Consider the following 18,194-nt stretch of genomic DNA (forward strand, 5'->3'; position numbering starts at 1 on the left):
GGGCTGAGACTCATGTCGTACGACGTCGAGAAGCCGGACGAGCAGTGGCGCGCGGAGCTGACCCCGGCCGAGTACGCCGTCCTGCGCGAGGCCGGCACCGAGCCGGCCTTCGTCGGTGAGTACACGAACACCAAGACCAAGGGCGTCTACTCCTGTCGCGCCTGCGGCGCCGAACTCTTCACCTCCGAAACCAAGTTCGACTCCCACTGCGGCTGGCCGTCCTTCTTCGACCCCAAGGACACCGACGCCGTCGAACTCCTGGAGGACCGCTCGCACGGAATGGTGCGCACCGAGGTGCGCTGCGCCCGCTGCGGCTCGCACCTCGGCCATGTCTTCGAGGGCGAGGGGTACGCGACCCCGACCGACCAGCGGTACTGCATCAACTCGATCTCTTTGCGGATGACGCCGGACGAGGGCTGAGACAAAACCGTCTGGTGTATTTTCGTAAAGTCACCTGATTTGTCTACAGGTGGGAGTGGTCCGGATGGCTCGCGACGGTCGGAGCGATGACGTCACGGCGCGCAGCCGTGAGCGCTTCCTGGCCGGGGGGCCGGTGGTCGCCGGGGTACGCAGCGAGATCCTGTCCTCGTGGAGCCGCTGCCAGTCCCTCGGTCTGCGTCCGAGTCTGGGGACCACCTACTTGGGAGAACCCGACCTGGACACGGAACTCGTCCACGCGGCGGAGCCGGTGCTCGACGAGGTGGCCCGCGCGATCGCCGGAACCTGGTCCACCGTGATCCTCACCGATGGCGAGGGCGTGGTGCTCCGCTGCCTGACCGGCGAGCCGCAGATGACCCGGTATCTCGACACCGCGGGCGGCGGGGCGCCCGGCTTCAGCTTCCACGAGTCCCTCGGCGGTACCACGTCCATCGGCCTCGCGCTCGCGGAGCGGCGTGCCAGCCGCGTCTACGGCCATGAGCACTTCGCCGACGCATGGACCGTGCAGGGCTGTGTGGCCGTGCCCGTGCACGAGCCCCTGAGCGGACGCATCGTCGGCGTGGTGGACCTCGCGACCGAGTCGTCCGAGTTCACTCCGATGCTGGAAACCATGGCGCGCAAAGCCGCTCACGCCATCGAACGCAGGCTGCTGGAGCAGAAGACCGACCGGGAGCGCACGCTGCTGCGCGCCTACATGCAGACCGCTCGCCAGGTGCGGGCACCCGAGTTCAGGGACGGAAGGCAGATCGTCCTCGGCGCCCCGGCCGAGGACCTGCTGACGGGGTCCGACCGGCTGGTCCTGGAGGAGAAGGCGGCAGGACTGATCGCCTCGGGCCGCAGGGCCGCCATCGAGGTACCCGTGTCCGGTGGACGGGTGGTCACGCTCCTGGCGCGCCCGGTGGCGGACGTGTGCGAGGGGGTCGCGGTCGAGGTCATCGTTCCCGCGAGCGGTGCGCTGTTCTCCGCCGGCGGGACGCCCGCTTCCACCCCGGCCGCGCCGCGAACCGACACGCCCGAAACGGCCCCCGGTGCCTGGCGCGGTCCTCCCACCGCGGTTCCGGCTCCCCCCGAGGCTCCGACGGCAACGGCGGGCGAGGGGCAGTGCCACCGATGGCTGCTGGCCGTCGGGGAACCGGGGATCGGCAGGCTCGCCCTCGCGGCGCGGCGCCGCCTTGAGCTGCTGCGCGAGTCCAGCCGCCGCATCGGCACCACGTTGGACGTCGTCCGCACGGCCGAAGAACTGGCCGAGGTGGTGGTCGAGAACTTCGCCGACGTCGTCACCGTCGACCTGTACCCCGCGGTGCTCCGCGGCGACGAGCCCTCGGTGGCGGGTGTGCTGCCGATGCAGCGCGCCGCAGTGGGAGGGGTGGAGGGTTTCCCCTTCAGTGGCGTGGGCGAGCAGATCGGCTTCGCCCCCACCAGCCTGCAGGCGCAGTGTCTGGCCAGTGGCTCCGCGGCGATGGAGGCCGACCTGAAGGCCTCGCGCTGCTGGGCCGCCGAGGACCCCGTACGTGCCGCGAAGATCCTCGCCCGGGGCATACACTCGCTCATCACCGTGCCGCTGAGCGCCCGCGGCGTGCCCCTGGGGATGGCCGGCTTCTACCGTTCGCGAAGATCCGCGCCCTTCGAGGACGACGACATCTCACTCGCCGCGGAACTGGTCGCCTGCGCCTCGCTCTGCATCGACAACGCGCGCCGCTACACGCGCGAGCACGCCACCGCCCTCGCCCTTCAGCGCAGTCTGCTCCCGCACGGCCTGCCCGAACAGAACGCGTTGGAGGTTGCCTACCGCTACCTGCCCGCGCACACCGGAGTCAGTGGTGACTGGTTCGATGTGATCCCGCTGTCGGGAGCCCGTATCGCACTTGTCGTGGGCGATGTGGTCGGCCACGGCGTCCAAGCTGCCGCCACCATGGGGCGGCTGCGCACCGCCGTGGACAACTTCGCCTCCTTCGAGCTCGCCCCCGACGAACTCCTCACGCATCTGGACGACCTGGTCGCCCGGATGGCCCGGGAGGACGGCAGCACGGACGCCTTCATCGGAGCCACCTGCCTGTACGGGGTGTACGACCCGACCACCCGCCGCTGCAGCCTCTCCCGCGCGGGACACCTCCCACCGGCGCTCATCTCCGGCGACGGGACGGTGACCTTCCCCGAGGTGCCCGCCGCGCCGCCGCTCGGCCTGGGCGGATTCCCCTTCGAGACGGTCGAGATCGAGCTGCCGGACGACAGCCAGCTGGTGTTCTACACCGACGGGCTCGTCGAGGACCGGGAACGGTGCATCGAGACCGTGCTGGAGGAACTCCGGCACACTCTGGGGCACCCCGGACGCTCGCCGGAGGAGACCTGCCAGGCCGCCGTGGCGGCCCTGCCGCCGTCCCAGCCGGCCGAGGACGACGTCACCCTGCTCGTCGTCCGCCCCCGCGGTCTGGACGCCTCGGACATGGCCTGCTGGGACGGCCTTTCACCGGACCCGGCCATCGTGTCCGAGATACGTGGAGCCGTGGTTCGGCAGCTCGCCGACTGGAACCTGGAAGAGGCCGTCTTCGCCACGGAGCTGATCCTCAGCGAACTGCTCACCAACGCCATCCGCCATGCCACCGGCCCCTTCCAGGTACGGCTGCTGCGCGATCGGATGCTCATCTGCGAGGTCGCCGACACCAGCAGTACGTCTCCGCATCTGCGTCAGGCCGACATGACCGACGAAGGCGGCCGCGGCCTCTTCCTCGTGGCCCAGCTCGCCCAGCGCTGGGGAACCCGTTACACACCCCGCGGCAAGGTCATCTGGGCCGAGCAGTCGATGCCTGGGGGCTGACCGGTCCCCACGGCCAGGCAGGAGACCAAGGCCTTGGAAGATCGATACGACTTCGTCATCGTCGGCGGGGGCTCCGCCGGCTGCGCGCTGGCGGCACGGTTCAGTGCCGATCCCGCCAACCGGGTGCTGGTGCTCGAAGCCGGACGCCCCGACTACCCGTGGGACGTCCTCATCAACATGCCCGCCGCCCTGACCTTTCCCATCGGCAGCCGGTTCTACGACTGGCGGTACGAGTCCGAGCCGGAACCCTTCCTGCACGGCCGGCGGATCTACCACGCCCGGGGCAAGGTGCTCGGCGGCTCCAGCAGCATCAACGGGATGATCTTCCAGCGGGGGAATCCCCTGGACTACGAACGCTGGAGCGCCGACCCGGGGATGGCGACCTGGGACTACGCCCACTGCCTGCCGTACTTCAAGCGGATGGAGAACTGTCTCGCCGACCCGGAGGGGGAATTCCGCGGCCACCACGGGCCGCTCGTCCTCGAACGGGGACCGGCCGACAGCCCGCTGTTCACCGCCTTCTTCGAAGCCGTGCAGCAGGCGGGGTACCGGCTGACCGACGATGTCAACGGCTTCCGACAGGAGGGCTTCGCCCCGTTCGACCGGAACGTGTACCGCGGCCGTCGGCTCAGCGCCTCCCGGGCCTATCTGCACCCCGTGATGAGCCGCCCCAACCTGTCGGTGCGGACCCGGGCGACGGTCACCCGCATCCTGTTCCAGGGTGGGCGGGCGGTGGGCGTGGAGTACCTCGCGCGGGGCCGCGGCGGGCTGCGGCAGGGCCGCGGCGCAAGGGTCGTCCTGTGCGGCGGAGCCGTCAACTCCCCGCAGTTGCTCCAGCTCTCCGGCGTGGGGAACGCGGACGAGCTGGCAGCGCTCGGCATCGAGCCGGTCCTGAACCTGCCGGGCGTCGGCGAGAACCTTCAGGACCACCTGGAGGTGTATGTGCAGCACGGCAGCAGGAGACCGGTGTCGGTGCAGCCCGCGCTCAAGCTGTGGCGGCGGCCCCTTGTCGCCGCCGAGTGGCTGCTCCTGCACCGCGGGCCCGGGGCGACGAACCACTTCGAGGCCGGCGGCTTCGTACGAAGCAACGACGACGTGGCCTACCCCAACCTGATGTTCCACTTCCTGCCCGCCGCGGTCCGCTACGACGGGTCCTCACCCGCACACGGACACGGCTATCAGGTGCATGTCGGGCCCATGTACTCGGACGCGCGGGGATCGGTGAAGATCGTCTCACGCGACCCCGGCACGCACCCCGCGCTGCGGTTCAACTACCTCTCGACCGCCAAGGACCGCAGGGAATGGGTCGAGGCGATCCGCATCACCCGGCACATCCTCGGCCGGCCCGCCTTCGAGGAGTTCAGCAGCGGTGAGCTCTCCCCGGGCCCCGGGGTAGAGACCGAGGAGCAGATCCTGGACTGGGTGGCGGCCGACGGCGAGACCGCCCTCCACCCCTCGTGCACCTGCCGGATGGGCATCGACGAGGCATCGGTCGTGGACCCCGGCACCATGGCGGTGCACGGCCTGGCGGGGCTGTACGTCGTGGACGCCTCCGTGATGCCGTACGTGACCAACGGCAACATTTACGCCCCGGTGATGATGCTTGCCGAGAAGTCCGCCGACATCATCCTCGGCAACAAGCCCCTGGCGCCCGAACCCGTGGAGTTCTACCGGCACTCCGGCGCCGGATGAGCGCGTCGCCGGACGAGGTAGAGGGCCGCGCCGACGGCCGTGATGACGGCGGGGAAGAACAGGGCCCCCCACCGGTAGTACCAGGCGTCCCCGGGGTACACCGCGGCCCGTGGCCAGGCCACGTTGACGGTCATGGCCATGCCGTACAGCACGGCGACGAGGTTCACCGCCATGCCCCAGCGGCCGAGGGAGAAGTACGGCCCGTGGTCGGCACGAGGCCATGTGCCACGCAGCCGACGCACCAGCATGGGGCCGGTCACCAGCAGGTACGGGACGTAGAACAGCACGATGCCGGCCGAGGTCAGGGTGTAGAACAGGTGCCGGTTGCCGAGGTTGACCACCAGCAGTGCGATGGTCAGCAGGCAGGTGAGGAGGGCCGGCACGACGGGGGTCCTGGAATGCGGGGAGACCCGGGAGACGGCCCGGCTGAAGGGCAGCCGGCCGTCGCGGGCCATGGAGAACAGAAGCCGGATGGCCGCGGTCTGCACGGCCAGGCAGCAGACGGTGACGGCGATCGCCACGCACACCAGGAAGACGGAGCCGAGCCCGGAGCCCAGCGTGGACTTGACCAGGTAGGGCATGCCCAGGTTGCGCAGTTCCTGGTCCCCGATGTCACCGACCGCCATCATCGCGAACAGGATCAGCAGCCCGCCGGCGACGAACGCCGCAGTGAGCGCCCGCAGGATGGCGCGGGGCGCGTGGCGTCTGGGCTCCCTCGTCTCCTCCGCCAGCGATCCTGCGGTGTCGAAGCCGTAGAAGACGTAGGCACTCGCGAGAGAGGCGACCAGGAACGCGCCGAGATAGCCGGAGGAGTGGCCGGCCCCGGTGCCGTGCGTCTCCAGGACGACCTGCGGCCCCCGTCTGACATGCATGGCCAGCATGACGATGAGCAGGGCCACGGCGACCAGCTCGACCACCACGCCGAAGTCGTTGATCCTCGCCATCAGCCGGACACCGCACAGGTTGACCACGGTGGTGAAGACCACCAGACCGAGAGCGAGCACGATGGCGTTCTGGGCACCGCCGCGGGTGTCGGTCACGCCCGCGTCGCCGGGGCTGCCGAGGATCTGGAAGGCCGGTGAGATCTGCGGCAGGACGACCTGGTAGGCGACCGCGACGGCGGCCGCGGTCACCACCGCGCCGCCGGCCATGATCCAGCCCGACAGCCACGAGGTGAGGGGCCGGGCGAGGTGCTTGGACCACTGGTACACCGAGCCGGCCAGCGGAAACTGTCCGACCATCTCGGCGAAGCACAGGGCGACGGCGAGTTGCCCGAGGTACACCAGCGGCCAGGTCCAGACGTACGCCGGGCCGCCGGAGGCGAAGCCGAAGCCGAAGAGCTGGAACACTCCGGTCAGGACCGAGATGTAACTGAAACTCGCGGCGAAACTGGACAGCGGCCCGAGGGAGCGCTTCAGCTCCTGACGGTAGCCGAACCGTGCCAGGTCGTCGCTGTCGTCGCCGGGCGCCTCGGGAGGACGGCTCCTCGGGATCCTCACAGTTCCCATGATGGCTCCATGGGCATATGCCGCATCCACAACCGGTGGATGCCCCGAATGCCCTGGTTTGAGATTCTGTGAGGGTGTTGGGTGTCGTGCGGTGGATCCGGTCCCGTCGAAGAACGGTGCAGGTCGACGGGCAGAGCCGGGAGAACGGGCTGAGGGCGCTGCGCGTGGCGGCGGCCGGTATCGGCACGACGCTGGACGAGAGCACGACCTGCGCCGAGCTGGCCCGGGCGGTCGTGCAGCTGGCCGGCGGCTCGGCGGCCGTCATGCACCGGGTCGGCAGAAGCGTCTCCGGGTACGACTCGATCATCGGGGACGCCGACGCCCTGCCCGACGCCCGCTGGGCCGCCGCCGTGGCCGAGGGCGCCGCGACCCCGGCGGCCGACGGCCGTGCGGAGCCGTGGACCGAGTACCCGGCCCACGACGGGGCCCGGCCCGCGATCTGTCTGCCGCTGACCAGTGGGGAACTCCAGTACGGCGTCCTCGTCTGCGCACGGGACGGACCGCCGTTCACCCGCTCCGAGGTGGAGCTTCTCGCCCTGCTGGCCGAGCGCGCCGCGTCCCACATCCGGCAGGCCCGCGAGTACGACCGCGTCAGCAGCACCGCCGCCGACCTGCAGCGCGCCCTGCTCGCCGAGCCCGGCCGGCCGCACCCCAACCTGGATGTCGCCGTCCGCTACCTGCCCGCGGGCACCCGCACGCTGGTCGGCGGCGACTGGTGCGAGACCGTACGGCTGCACTTCGGCCGCACCCTGCTCGTCGTCGGCGACGTCATGGGCCATGGCCTGGAGGCCGCCGTCGACATGAACGCGTACCGCTCCTCCCTGCGCTACATCGCCTCCGCCGACCTGCCTCCGCACCGGGTGCTGCGCCAGATGGACGACATCGCCTCCGGTGAGGCGGACCGCAGACCCGCCACCTGTCTGATCGCACGTGTCGACCCGGCCCGCGGCCAGCTCACCGTGGCCAGCGCGGGCCACCTGCCCGCCGCCCTGATCACGCGCGGCGGCCGCACCTCACTGCTGCCCGCCCCGGTCGGCCCACCGCTGGGCACCGGCTTCGGCGGCTACGAGTCGACCACGTACCGGATCGACCCCGACCAGACGCTGGTGCTGTTCACCGACGGCCTCGTCGAACACCGCGGCGAGGACATCGACAGCTCCCTGCAACGCCTGGCCGAGATCCGCTTCGCGGTGGGCGCGGGCGTCCACGAGATCCTGGAGACCATCGTCAGTCGCCTCGACGTGAAGAACGCGGAGGACGACGTGGCGGTCATGGCGGCCCGCCCACGGCTGCGCCACGGCTCCCACATTCCGCTGGAGGGCTCTCCCGAGATGGGGTGGTGAGCCCCACGGCATCCTTGCTCCGTGGCCGCTTCGCCCCGCCCGCTCACGTTCACCCCGCCCGCTCACGCCCCCGCATGCACCAGCGCCGCCCAGGTCCACGGCAGGTCCGGCCGTTCCGCACGCAGCGAGCGCACGGTGTGGTGCAGGGCCTGCGCTGCGGGCAGGGGTCCGGGGTGCGGCAGGGACGGGGCCAGCGTGCGGTGGAACCGGGCGGCGGCGTCGGCCGCGAAGGCGTCGCCGACCTCCCAGAGCGTGGCCACCGACTGGGCGTATCCGGCCAGCTGGAAGGCGGAGGCGAGATGGATGGCCTCGTCGGCCAGGGCGGGCGCGGCGCTGCCACGGGCCGTGCCACAGGCCGAGAGATAGGCCAACTCGGCGCACTCCAGGCGTAGTTCGGCGATGTCCTGGAGGAACAGGTCGCCGTCGGCCAGCAGCAGCCGGCCCGCTGCCGGCTCCTCCGGGTCGCTGTCGGCGTGGCAGGCGAAGTGCACCAGGGACGCTGCCGGCACGGCCGTGCGCACCGCGTCCCTGGTGGCGGCCGCTCCGATCAGCGGGACCCCGCCGCCCGCCGCGACCGCCTCGGCGGCCTCGGCGACCGTACGGGACAGGGGCGCCTGCCCCGCCGTCTCCGGCATGGCCACGGCCAGGGTGCTGCGCCGGCCGGGTGCCGCGCGCCGGCGGGCCCGGCTGAAGAGCAGAGCGCGCAGCGTCGGCGTGTAGGAGGAGGCGGCCCGGTCCAGGACCGCCGCGCCGGCCGGCGCGTCCGGGCCGTGGTGCCCGGCGGCGTGCAGCGGGAAGGAGTTGAGCACACCGGACGGCGACCACCACAGCCGGGGCCACGGCGCTCCCGGCTCATGGGGGTCCCCCCTGTCCGAGCGCAGCCGAGAACTTGGGGGACGGCCGGTCAGTCCGAGGGCGTCCAGGACCGGTTCGGCCAGGACGTCCCAGAGCCAGGCCAGGGTGCCCGTGAAGATGTCCCGCGCCTCCTCGAACAGCGGATCGCGCGGTCCGGCCGTGAGCGCCTCGACCGCGAGCCGGAACGACTCGGCCTGCGCCGCCAGGTCGGCGGCGTCCAGCTCGGGCAGCGGCACCGTGCGCAGCCCGTCCGCGCACAGCGCCAGGGCGTCGCAGCGGCGGGGATGGACGTTGACGCTCACCACCGGGCCCTCCGCGGCGGCGGGCAGCAGGTCGTCCAGGCCGAGCGGCAGCGGGGTGAGGAAGCGCCGGAAACCGGGGCGCCGCTGGAGCTCGGCGACCAGCCGGGCGGCGTCCCCGGAGGCGGCACGCACCGCCTCGAACTCGTCCGGGTCGGCCCAGTGGCCGGGCTCCACCCTGCGGCGCAGCGCCCGGACCTCGTCCAGTGCGGCGCGCAGCCGGGCGTGCAGGTCGGCGTCCGCGCCGTGCAGGACCTCCAGTTCGCGACGGGTGTTGAGCGCGGTGGACAACAGGTGCGCCCGGCCGTCCTCCAGGGTCTCCAGCGCGTCCACGGGGTCCCGTTCGTCGAGCGCCCTGGCGGCGCGGTCGGACGCCATCCGGGTGATCCGGCTGAACGACCGGGAGGCCGGTCGATCCGGCGACCGGGACTGTTCGAGATGTGAGCGGGTGGCCGAGGTCCACTGCGTCAGCAGCATCGCGGTGCGCAGCCCGGGATCGGGTACGGCGGTCAGCTCGCGGGCGAGCGCCACGGCCTCCTCGAAGTCCGCCTCCTCCGGCCACAGCGCGTTCCGGAAGAAGAGCGAGACGGCGAGGGACGTCCTGGCCTCGTCGTACTCCGGTGTCCCCGGGGCGAGCCGGGTCAGTCTGCGGCGGGCGCCCCGCACCCCGTCCTCCACGGCCTCCAGCTGGTCGAACGGCGACTCGGAGGAGAACATCAACGCCGTGTGCGCGCCGAAGAGTTCGGGTGCGATCCCCAACTGCCGCAGCTGCTCGGGCATGTCGTCGAACATCTCCCGCAGCAGTGGCAGGGACCTGCGCAGGGACCGCAATCGGGCCGGGCCCTCCTCCGGCTCGTTCATCGACTCGTAGGTGATCTTCTGCAGGCGCAGCAGGTTCCGGCTGCCCTTCAGCAGCCCGTGCTCGCGGGAGCCGGCCGGGAGCAGGCCGAGCAACCGCTCGTGGACGTCCAGGAGTTCGTCGAGGGCGCCGGCGTCCACCGGCCCGTCGACGTCCGGTTCGGACGACGTGCTCCCACCCGCCAGGAAGTCGGCAAGGGCCTGTTCGCGCTCCGCCTCGGGCAGCCGGGCGATGCGCCGGGCCTGGAGCTCCATGGTCTTGGCGAACAGGTCGCTCAGGGAGACCTGCTCCGGGTAGCCCAGCACCAGGGTGCCGAGCTCCATCAGCTCCTGGCCGCGGCTGCCGCCCTGCTCCGTGCCCATGCCGATGAGCTGCAGCACCGCGCCCAGCGGATGGCCGGCCGGGTCCCCCGACAGCGCGGACCGCATGGCGCTGTCGACGGCCTCCCAGTCCTCCCGCTGCTCCGGTGTGAGGTCCGAGCGGGAGGCCAGCTCCCCCTGGAGCATCGACGCCTGGAACAGCAGCACCTGCACCTGCTCCGCCCGCTCGGCGTCACCGGCGAACAGCGCACCGGCCTCGGTCAGCAGCCCGACGGCCTCCCGCGGCTGCTGGGCCACCACCAGGTTCGCGGCCAGCCGCAGCAGGAGCTCACCGCGCTCCGGGTGCCCGTCGGGAGTGAGCCCGAGCAGTCGCCGCAGGGCCCCGGCGGCCTTCGAGGCCTGTGCGGCGGCCCCTGGCCGGTCGTCGTCCGGGATGCCGATCAGCTCGGCGTCGGCGAGCCGGCCGAGCCGTTCGCGCAGCTGCTCCGGCTGCCCGTCGCCGGTCAGGTCCAGCGAGCGCCGCAGCGCGGCCACGGCCTCCTCCCGCAGCTCCGGACCCACCGCTTCGCCGTCCTCCGCACTGCGGGCGAGGACGACGAGGGCGTAGCCGAGGTCGGAGTACATCTGCGCCCTGTTCTGATCGCTCTCGGTGGCGGCCCGGGTCGCCGTGCGCAGCATCGCGACGGCCTCGGGCACCGGGGTGCGGTCCTGGCGCTGCTCCGCCGAGGCGAGCAGCGCCAGACCCAGCCCGTTGGCGCAGCGGGCGTGGTTGGGATGGCCCGGGGGAGTCGCGGTGAACGCGGTGCGCAGGACGTCGACGGCCTCGGTGAGCCGCTCGGGTCCGCTGTCCCCGTGGACGGCGCTCAGCAGCAGCGCGTATCCGAGGTTGCAGCCGGCCAGCGCGCGGTCGGGGCCTTGCGGCGACAGATACGGAAGGGAGTCCCGGGTCAGCCCGGCCGCGAGTTCGAAGGCCTCCGGATACGGCAGCGCGACGGCCAGCTCCATCACCAGCATCGCCAGATTCGTCAGGGCCTCGGCGTGCCGCTGGACGAGCTCCGCCGGCTCCTCGGGCCGCCCGGCGTCGGGACCCGCCATCCCGTCGAGCGCGGCACGCAGGTCGGGAGGCAGGACGTCCTCCTGTCCCGGCAGGTGGAAGTAGAAGGGGGCGAGCAGCGTCAGGCCGTACCGGCTCTCCCGCTCGGCGGTGGGGGCGTCCGGCCGGTCGTGCGCGCGGAACAGGTACGTCACGCCCAGGACGTACACCACCTCCGGGTCGAGTCCGAAGCCGCCGTCCGGGGCGGGGCCCATCAGGTGCCACAGCAGCCGGCCGGTCTCGCCGTGCGCCTCCTCGGTGTGCAGACGCGCGTTGCCGGCGGGTCCGCCGGTCCCCTCCAGCCGCTCCCGTACGGCCGCAAGCAGCCGCGCGCGCTCGGCCGGCTGGTCGAAGTCCCCGGGCCGCCGGCCCGGATCCGTCGTGTCCGTCGTCATGTTCCGTACCCCTGATCCGAGTCGTCCCCGATGCCGGTCACGTCACAGTCGCCGCGGCCCCGCCCCCTTCCGGAACCGTTCGGTGAGCGCGGGTCCCAGGCTCGCCCGGACCGGACGGGTCTCCTCGTCGAACCGCTCGGACAGCTCCGGGAGATGGACGTCGACCGCAGACTCCACCAACTCCGCGTACACCTCGGCCCGTTCACGGCCCCGCCGCCAGGCCACCAGTGCCGCGCACGCCCCGGCCGCGGCGCTCGGCCACCACACCGCGCCCAGCAGCAGATACAGCACGGCCCAGCCGCCGAGCCGCAGTGTCTCGTCCAGCCGCTGCCGGGCCTCGGCGAGCGGCGTGCGCGTGGAGTCGGGCAGGACGAGCCACAACCGGGGCCAGGCATCGGAGAGTTCGAGCCGGTGCTCCAGACGGATCCGCACCGCGGCTGCACGCAGCCGGTCCCCGGTCCAGGTGGGGCACTCCGGCGGGACCAGCGCCACCTGGTTGCGCCGCACCTCCAGCTCGCCCACCCGGACGCCGTCCTCGCCCTCGTCCCGGGCCCGTCGGCAGGCCTCGTCCCGCTCCCGCCAGATCCGGCCCCTCCGTCCCGTGAGCGCGTCGGCCGCCCCACCCAGGGGCCAGGGCCAACTCCCCAGCAGGGCACGCTCGTACGGTCCGGAGAGCGCGTCGGCCAGCAGCCCGGCGGCGAAGGAAGCGGCGAGTGCGCCGAGGAGCAGCACGGCCGTACGGGTCGAGCCCGAACCCGAACTCAGCCCGGTCAGCCGATGCCGCAGCAACTCCACGTCGGACCAGTGATCCTGACGTAACGTCACGCCCGCCGCCAGAGCGCAGGTGAACAGCAGCCCGGGAAGCACCACCGCCCCCGCCCAGCGCTCGGCCAGCTTCCGTCCTACGTCGGTGACGAATCCGGTGAGCATGCCCGTCCGCTCAGCTCTCGGCCTCGAAGCGCAGCGCCAGGTCGAAGACCTCGCACACCGGCCGCTGCGCACCGGCCGACCGCTGTTCCCGCCGCGCGCAGACCCCGCGCGGGCAGACGTGGACGCCGAGCAGTGCGCGCGGCGCGGCATCCGCGACCCGGGGCGGCAGGGTCGAGCGCGCTTCGTCCTCCTGCGCATCCGGTGCCGTACGTCCGTGCGGCAGACCCAGGGCGGCCAGATGCTCCTCGATCGGCTCACCGGCCCGTGCGGCGGTCACCGCGCGGTCGATCGCCGGCCGTTTCGCCGCGCCCACCGGCCCCCGGTACATCCGCCGCAGTCGCGGCAACTGCTGGCAGAACAGAGCCAGTTGATGATCGTGGTCCTCGTGTGACGACACGTCACCCATGCTAGTCGGATCGGCTGCCGAGTTCCTCAGCGCCAACTGCGAACCGGTGTCCCGGTTCTCGTGGACGGTGCGGCGAGCGGCAGGGTGACCGTGACCGTGAACGCCATCGTCCCCTCCTCGCCGCCGAGCGTGATCGTCCCTTCGTGCGCCTCCACCAGCGCCCGCGCCACCGACAACCCCAGCCCGCTTCCGCCCCGGTCCCGGCTGCGGGCCTTGTCGACGCGGTAGAAGCGGTCGAAGACCCGGTCCCGGTCGGCGGCCGGGACACCGGGGCCCGCGTCGCCGACGCCGACCGACGCCAGACCGCCCGCGGCCGAGACCGTGACGGACACCTCGGTGCCGGCCGGAGTGCACGGCCGCGTTGGTGAGGAGGTTGTCCAGGACCTGCCGTATGCGCACGGGGTCCAGCCGCAGCCGCACCGCGTCGGGACCGGCGCTCACCGTCGGCGGGCGGTCCGGGTGGCCCGCCCGGAAGGCTTCCGCCGCCTCCCGCGCCAGCTCCGTCAGGTCGGTGTCCTCAAGGCGGAGCGGGGTCTCGACCGGCTTGACCAGGTAGTCGTCCCCGCCCCGGGTCAGCCCCGCGACCCGACATCGACATCGACATCGACATCGACATCGACGTCGACGGCCGAGGCCGCTCCGACGCCCGCCCTCTCCGGCGGTTCTTCCCAGGTGGTCGCGGGCCCCACGGTAAGCACCGAGAAGGGCGACGTCCAGGTCGAGGTCACCCTCGACGGAGACGCGACCGGTTCCGTACGCATGCTCAAGCAGCCGAACAGCCCGCAGACCCAGGGCGCGGTACCGACGCTGATCCGGGAGACCCTGAAGGCGCAGAGCGCCGACATCGACACGGTGTCCGGGGCCACGATCACCAGCGAGGGATACAAGAAGTCCCTCCAGGCCGCGCTCGACGAGGCGGGCGTGTAGGTGCGGCGTGTCGAGCAGGTCATGGGCTTCCCGGTGTCGCTGCGGATCGACGACGCGGGCTGCGGCGCCGGCGCGGAGGCGGCGGACGAGGTGTTCGCCTGGCTGCGTTCGGTGGACGCCCGCTTCAGCCCCTTCAAGGCGGACAGCGAGGTGTCCCGCCTGGACCGGGGCGAGTTGTCCGCCGCGAAGCTGAGCCCGGACCTCGCCGAGGTCCTCGCCGTCTGCGAGGAGTAGCGGATCGCGACCGGCGACGCCTTCGACGCCCGCCTGCCCGGCCGGGGCCTCGACCCCTGCGCGGTGGTCAAGGGCTGGTTGGTGCAGCAGGCGGCGGATCTGCTGACGGCGGCCGGGGCACGGCGCTTCTGCCTGAACGCCGGGGGAGACGTGGTCGCGGCCGGTGGTCCCTGGCGCGTCGGCCTACGGCATCCCGAGCGGGCGGACCGGCTGTGCGCGGTGCTGGAGATCACGGACGGGGCGGTGGCGACCTCCGGGCGCTACGAGCGCGGCGACCACATCCTCGACGGCCGCACCGGCCGCCCGGCGACCGGGCTGCTCAGCCTGACCGTGGTCGCGCCCACCCTGACCGAGGCCGACACCACCGCGACGGCCGCCTTCGCGATGGGCGAGGAGGGCGTGGCGTGGGCGGCCGCCCGGCCCGGCTGCGAGGTGTTCGCGGTCGACGCCGGGCGCCGGGTGGTGCGTACCGCGGGCGTGCCGTTGGCAGGGAGCGGTGCCGAAACCCTCGCGGTCTAGACTCGTCCCCGCAACGGCCTGCGCAAGGACAACCGTGGCCGAAAGTGGGCAGTTTCTGCCAAACCCGAAGGGTATTCGGCGTTTTGATACGGATAGATTCAGTCACCAAGCGGTACCCGGACGGCACGGTCGCGGTCGACCGGCTGTCGTTGGAGATACCGGACCGCTCGATCACCGTCCTGGTCGGGCCCTCGGGCTGCGGAAAGACGACGACCCTGCGGATGATCAACCGGATGGTCGAACCCAGCGAGGGCACCATCCTCCTCGACGGCGTCGACATCCAGCAGCAGCCGGTCAACACGCTGCGGCGGTCCATGGGTTACGTCATCCAGAACGCCGGTCTCTTCCAGCACCGCACGATCGTCGACAACATCGCCACCGTGCCCCGCCTGCTGGGCTGGAGCAAGCAGAAGGCCCGCGCCCGCGCCGCGGAGCTGATGGAGCGGGTCGGGCTCGACTCCGCCCTCGCCAAGCGGTACCCGTACCAGCTGTCCGGCGGCCAGCAGCAGCGCGTCGGCGTGGCGCGGGCGCTCGCCGCGGATCCGCCGGTGCTGCTGATGGACGAGCCGTTCTCCGCCGTCGACCCCGTGGTGCGCAAGGGGCTGCAGGACGAACTCCTCCGCATCCAGGAGGAGTTGGGCAAGACCATCGTCTTCGTCACGCACGACATCGACGAGGCCATCAAGCTGGGCACCATGGTCGCCGTGATGCGCACCGGCGGCAGACTCGCCCAGTACGCGCCGCCCGCCGAACTGCTGACCTCGCCGGCGGACGCGTTCGTCGAGGACTTCCTCGGCACCGACCGCGGCATCCGGCGGCTGTCCTTCTTCCCTTCCGGGCAACTGGAGTTGCTGACCGCTCCGATCGTCGCGATGGACGCCGACGCCGAGAAGATCGCCGCGCGCGGCTCGGCGGACGTGCCCCATCTCCTCGTGACGGACCTGGACGGCAAGCCCCTTGGCTGGGGCGAACCCCAGGACCTCACGGCGGGCGAGATCGTGCCCGAGCGGCTGCTGTCCCACGGGCGGCCCTTCGTGCACGGCAAGGACTCGCTGCGGGCCGCGCTCGACTGCGCCGTGCTGTCGCCCACCGGTTGGGCCGTCGGCGTGGACAGCACCGGGCGGGTCGTCGGGGTCGTGTCGCAGCAGACCATCGCCGAGGCCATTCGCCACGCCCACGCCGACGGCCGTATCGACGGCCGCGTCGACGAGGTGAAGGCCGCCGGATGAACGGCTTCTTCGACATCCCCAGCGACCTCCAGCACAGCTACGCCGGCCTGATCGGACTGCATCTGCGGGAGGCGCTGCTGCCGGTCCTCGCGGGCCTGATCGTCTCGCTGCCCGTCGCCCAGCTCTGTGTGCGCTTCCGCTGGCTGTACCCGCCCGTGCTCGGCGTGACCACCGTGCTCTATGCCATTCCGTCGCTGGCCTTCTTCGTCGTCCTCATCGACTACACCGGCCAGAGCGAGACCACGGTGATGATCCCGCTGGCCGTGTACAGCCTGGTGGTGCTCGTCCCGGCGATCGTGGACGGAGTGCGCTCGGTACCGCAGGAGACCCTGGCGGCCGCCACCGCCATGGGCCTCGGGCCCGTACGCCGCTATGTCCAGGTGCAGTTGCCGATCGCCGTGCCCGCGATCATCGCCGGCCTGCGGGTGGCCACCGTGTCCAGCATCAGCCTGGTCAGCGTCGGCATGCTGATCGGCAACCAGGGCGCGCTGGGCAACCTGCTGCACGACGCGCAGATCTACAACCGGCCCGTGCTCGCGGTGAACTCCGTCGTGACGACCGCCGTGCTGGCGACCCTGGTCGACGCGGCCCTGGTCGCCGTGCGCATTCTGCTGACCCCCTGGATGCCGAAGGAGAGCGCGGCCCGGTGAACGTACTGAACTTCATCCACGCCTTCTTCAGCGACAGCTCCCACTGGCAGGGCTACGACGGCATCCCCACCCGGATCACCGAACACATCCAGTACTCCCTCGAAGCGCTGGCCCTCGCCGCCGTGATCGGACTGCCGGTCGGCCTGGTCACCGGGCACTACGGCCGCGGCGGCAACGCCCTCGCGCTGATCGCCACCGCCGGCCGGGCGCTGCCCACCTTCGGCCTGCTGGTGCTGGTGGTCACCTGGCTGGGCTTCGGCATCGAGATCGTGATGATCCCGCTGGTCGTCCTCGCCGTTCCGCCGATCCTCGTCACCACCTACGAGGCGATGCGCTCCGTCGACCCGTCCCCGGTGGACGCCGCCCGGGGCATGGGCATGCAGGAGTCACGGATCCTCTTCCAGGTGAAACTCCCGGTGGCGCTCCCGCTGATCCTGGGCGGGCTGCGCTCGGCGGCCATCCAGATCGTGTCCACCGCCACCATCGCCGCGTACGTCAGCCTCGGCGGCCTCGGCCGCTACATCATCGACGGCCTCTACCAGAAGAACTACGAGAAGGTCGTCGGCGGCGCCACCCTGGTCGCCGCGATGGCCCTGGCCACCATCGCGGTGTTCTGGGCGGTGGGCCGGATCGCGGTGTCACCGGGGGTGCGGCGCAGCGGCTGACGCTCACGCCTCGGCGCGGGCCAGTGCCAGCTCCAGTACGACGAGCAGCGCGTCCCGCACCGAGCCGCGTTCCCGGGCGTCGAAGACGACGAGCGGGGTGCCCTCGGCGACGTCGAGGGCCCAGCGGACCTCGTCCAGGGTGTGCTCCACCTTCCCGTCGAAGGCGTTGATGGCCACCGCGAACGGGATGCCCTTGTGCTCGAAGTAGTCGACGGCCGCGTAGCAGTCGTCCAGCCGGCGGGTGTCGACGATGACGAGCCCGCCGACCGCGCCCTCGACGATGTCGTCCCACATGAACCCGAACCGCTCCTGTCCGGGCGTGCCGAACAGATACAGCTTCAGCGTCGGGTCGATGGTGATGCAGCCGAAGTCCATCGCCACCGTGGTCGTGGTCTTGCACGGGGTGTGCGTGAGGTCGTCCACGCCCGCCGCGACCTCGGTGATGGCCGCCTCGGTGGTCAGTGGCTCGATCTCGGAGATGGAGCCGACGGCCGTGGTCTTGCCGACGCCGAAGCCGCCCGCGATCACCATCTTGACCGGCAGCGGTGGCCGTACGGCGGCCTGCGTCCCGCGGACCAGCGGTTCAGTCGGTGTCACGGAGTTCCCCTCGGGAGTCGGGGACGGCACGGAGGCCGTCGATAACCCTGCGCAGGACGGATGCGTCGTGGGTGGCTTCGACGTCGGGCAGGTACACCGCCAACTGCCCGGCGTCACGCAGGTCCTCGGCCAGCACGCGCACCACGTTGAGATGCAGCCGCAGCCGGGCCGCCAGCTCCGCGATCGACTGCGGCAGCCGGCAGGCGGCGACGATGTCGTGCCGCTCGAAGGAGAGCCGGCCGAGCGCCGCGAGCCCCGCGGTGGTGGCCACCACCTGGGTCTCGACCGGCATCGCCCGGCCGGGGGCGTTGTCCGCCACCCGGCCGGCGGTGACCAGGAACGGCCGTACGGCGGGGGCGGGGCCGACCGGGTCGGGGCCCGGTGGCGGGGAGCCGTCCGCCATGGCTGGGTCGCTTCCTT

Annotated in this window: 15 protein-coding genes and 1 pseudogene; 9 read left to right on the plus strand and 7 right to left on the minus strand. The window is 72.1% G+C overall.

The window, feature by feature from the left end:
- Positions 1-12: 12 nt before the first annotated feature.
- The 3 genes from msrB (at position 13) to betA (ending at position 4,945) form a co-directional block, all read left to right on the plus strand.
- The gene (gene msrB, locus ACZ4EG_RS05355) at positions 13-420 is read left to right on the plus strand and encodes a peptide-methionine (R)-S-oxide reductase MsrB (protein WP_453556844.1); all 408 of its coding nucleotides are present in this window, start codon (positions 13-15) and stop codon (positions 418-420) included.
- Between the two features lie 64 nt (positions 421-484).
- The gene (locus ACZ4EG_RS05360; RefSeq protein WP_467789619.1) at positions 485-3,253 is read left to right on the plus strand and encodes a SpoIIE family protein phosphatase; all 2,769 of its coding nucleotides are present in this window, start codon (positions 485-487) and stop codon (positions 3,251-3,253) included.
- A gap of 33 nt (positions 3,254-3,286) precedes the next feature.
- Positions 3,287-4,945, plus strand: coding sequence for a choline dehydrogenase (gene betA, locus ACZ4EG_RS05365; RefSeq protein WP_467789620.1), 1,659 nt, complete (start codon positions 3,287-3,289; stop codon positions 4,943-4,945).
- Here the strand turns inward: betA and ACZ4EG_RS05370 are convergent.
- A complete protein-coding gene (locus ACZ4EG_RS05370) occupies positions 4,921-6,453 on the minus strand; it encodes an amino acid permease (protein ID WP_467789621.1) in 1,533 nt (510 codons plus the stop codon). The genes betA and ACZ4EG_RS05370 overlap by 25 nt on opposite strands.
- Positions 6,454-6,539: 86 nt before the next feature.
- Here ACZ4EG_RS05370 and ACZ4EG_RS05375 point away from each other — a divergent pair, with 86 nt between their 5' ends.
- Positions 6,540-7,796, plus strand: coding sequence for a PP2C family protein-serine/threonine phosphatase (locus ACZ4EG_RS05375; protein WP_467789622.1), 1,257 nt, complete (start codon positions 6,540-6,542; stop codon positions 7,794-7,796).
- Positions 7,797-7,858: 62 nt separating this feature from the next.
- On the opposite strand, the gene ACZ4EG_RS05380 is transcribed toward ACZ4EG_RS05375, so the two are convergent.
- From ACZ4EG_RS05380 to ACZ4EG_RS05395, 4 genes are read right to left on the minus strand one after another with little or no spacing between them, the layout of a single operon-like run.
- A complete protein-coding gene (locus ACZ4EG_RS05380; RefSeq protein WP_467789623.1) occupies positions 7,859-11,617 on the minus strand; it encodes a CHAT domain-containing protein in 3,759 nt (1,252 codons plus the stop codon).
- Between the two features lie 42 nt (positions 11,618-11,659).
- On the minus strand, positions 11,660-12,547 hold the full coding sequence (locus ACZ4EG_RS05385; protein ID WP_467789624.1) for a hypothetical protein: 888 nt from the start codon (positions 12,545-12,547) through the stop codon (positions 11,660-11,662).
- Positions 12,548-12,557: 10 nt separating this feature from the next.
- A complete protein-coding gene (locus tag ACZ4EG_RS05390; protein WP_467789625.1) occupies positions 12,558-12,944 on the minus strand; it encodes a hypothetical protein in 387 nt (128 codons plus the stop codon).
- 35 nt (positions 12,945-12,979) lie between these two features.
- Positions 12,980-13,285, minus strand: a complete 306-nt coding sequence (locus ACZ4EG_RS05395; RefSeq protein ID WP_467789626.1) for an ATP-binding protein — start codon at positions 13,283-13,285, stop codon at positions 12,980-12,982.
- Between ACZ4EG_RS05395 and ACZ4EG_RS05400 the strand changes: the two genes are divergently transcribed.
- The 5 genes and pseudogenes from ACZ4EG_RS05400 to ACZ4EG_RS05420 all read left to right on the plus strand — a co-directional run bounded on the left by ACZ4EG_RS05400 (position 13,275) and on the right by ACZ4EG_RS05420 (position 17,177).
- On the plus strand, positions 13,275-13,880 hold the full coding sequence (locus ACZ4EG_RS05400) for an FMN-binding protein (RefSeq protein WP_467789627.1): 606 nt from the start codon (positions 13,275-13,277) through the stop codon (positions 13,878-13,880). The two genes, ACZ4EG_RS05395 and ACZ4EG_RS05400, sit on opposite strands and share 11 nt — an antisense overlap.
- Positions 13,881-14,633 (plus strand): annotated as a pseudogene (locus ACZ4EG_RS05405) (FAD:protein FMN transferase).
- An 83-nt stretch (positions 14,634-14,716) separates the two neighbouring features.
- A complete protein-coding gene (locus ACZ4EG_RS05410) occupies positions 14,717-15,862 on the plus strand; it encodes an ABC transporter ATP-binding protein (RefSeq protein ID WP_467789628.1) in 1,146 nt (381 codons plus the stop codon).
- On the plus strand, positions 15,859-16,512 hold the full coding sequence (locus ACZ4EG_RS05415; RefSeq protein ID WP_453556866.1) for an ABC transporter permease: 654 nt from the start codon (positions 15,859-15,861) through the stop codon (positions 16,510-16,512). The genes ACZ4EG_RS05410 and ACZ4EG_RS05415 overlap by 4 nt, the downstream gene beginning before the upstream one ends.
- Positions 16,509-17,177 (plus strand): ABC transporter permease, encoded by a 669-nt coding sequence (locus ACZ4EG_RS05420; protein WP_453556868.1) that lies wholly within the window; start codon positions 16,509-16,511, stop codon positions 17,175-17,177. Before ACZ4EG_RS05415 ends, ACZ4EG_RS05420 begins: the two co-directional genes overlap by 4 nt.
- 3 nt (positions 17,178-17,180) lie before the next feature.
- Here the strand turns inward: ACZ4EG_RS05420 and ACZ4EG_RS05425 are convergent, their stop codons facing one another.
- Positions 17,181-17,774, minus strand: coding sequence for a GTP-binding protein (locus tag ACZ4EG_RS05425; protein ID WP_363294431.1), 594 nt, complete (start codon positions 17,772-17,774; stop codon positions 17,181-17,183).
- Positions 17,761-18,177, minus strand: a complete 417-nt coding sequence (locus tag ACZ4EG_RS05430; protein WP_263213793.1) for a DUF742 domain-containing protein — start codon at positions 18,175-18,177, stop codon at positions 17,761-17,763. The genes ACZ4EG_RS05425 and ACZ4EG_RS05430 overlap by 14 nt, the downstream gene beginning before the upstream one ends.
- Positions 18,178-18,194: the final 17 nt, after the last annotated feature.

It is taken from the genome of Streptomyces sp. NPDC025638 (genome assembly GCF_055558775.1).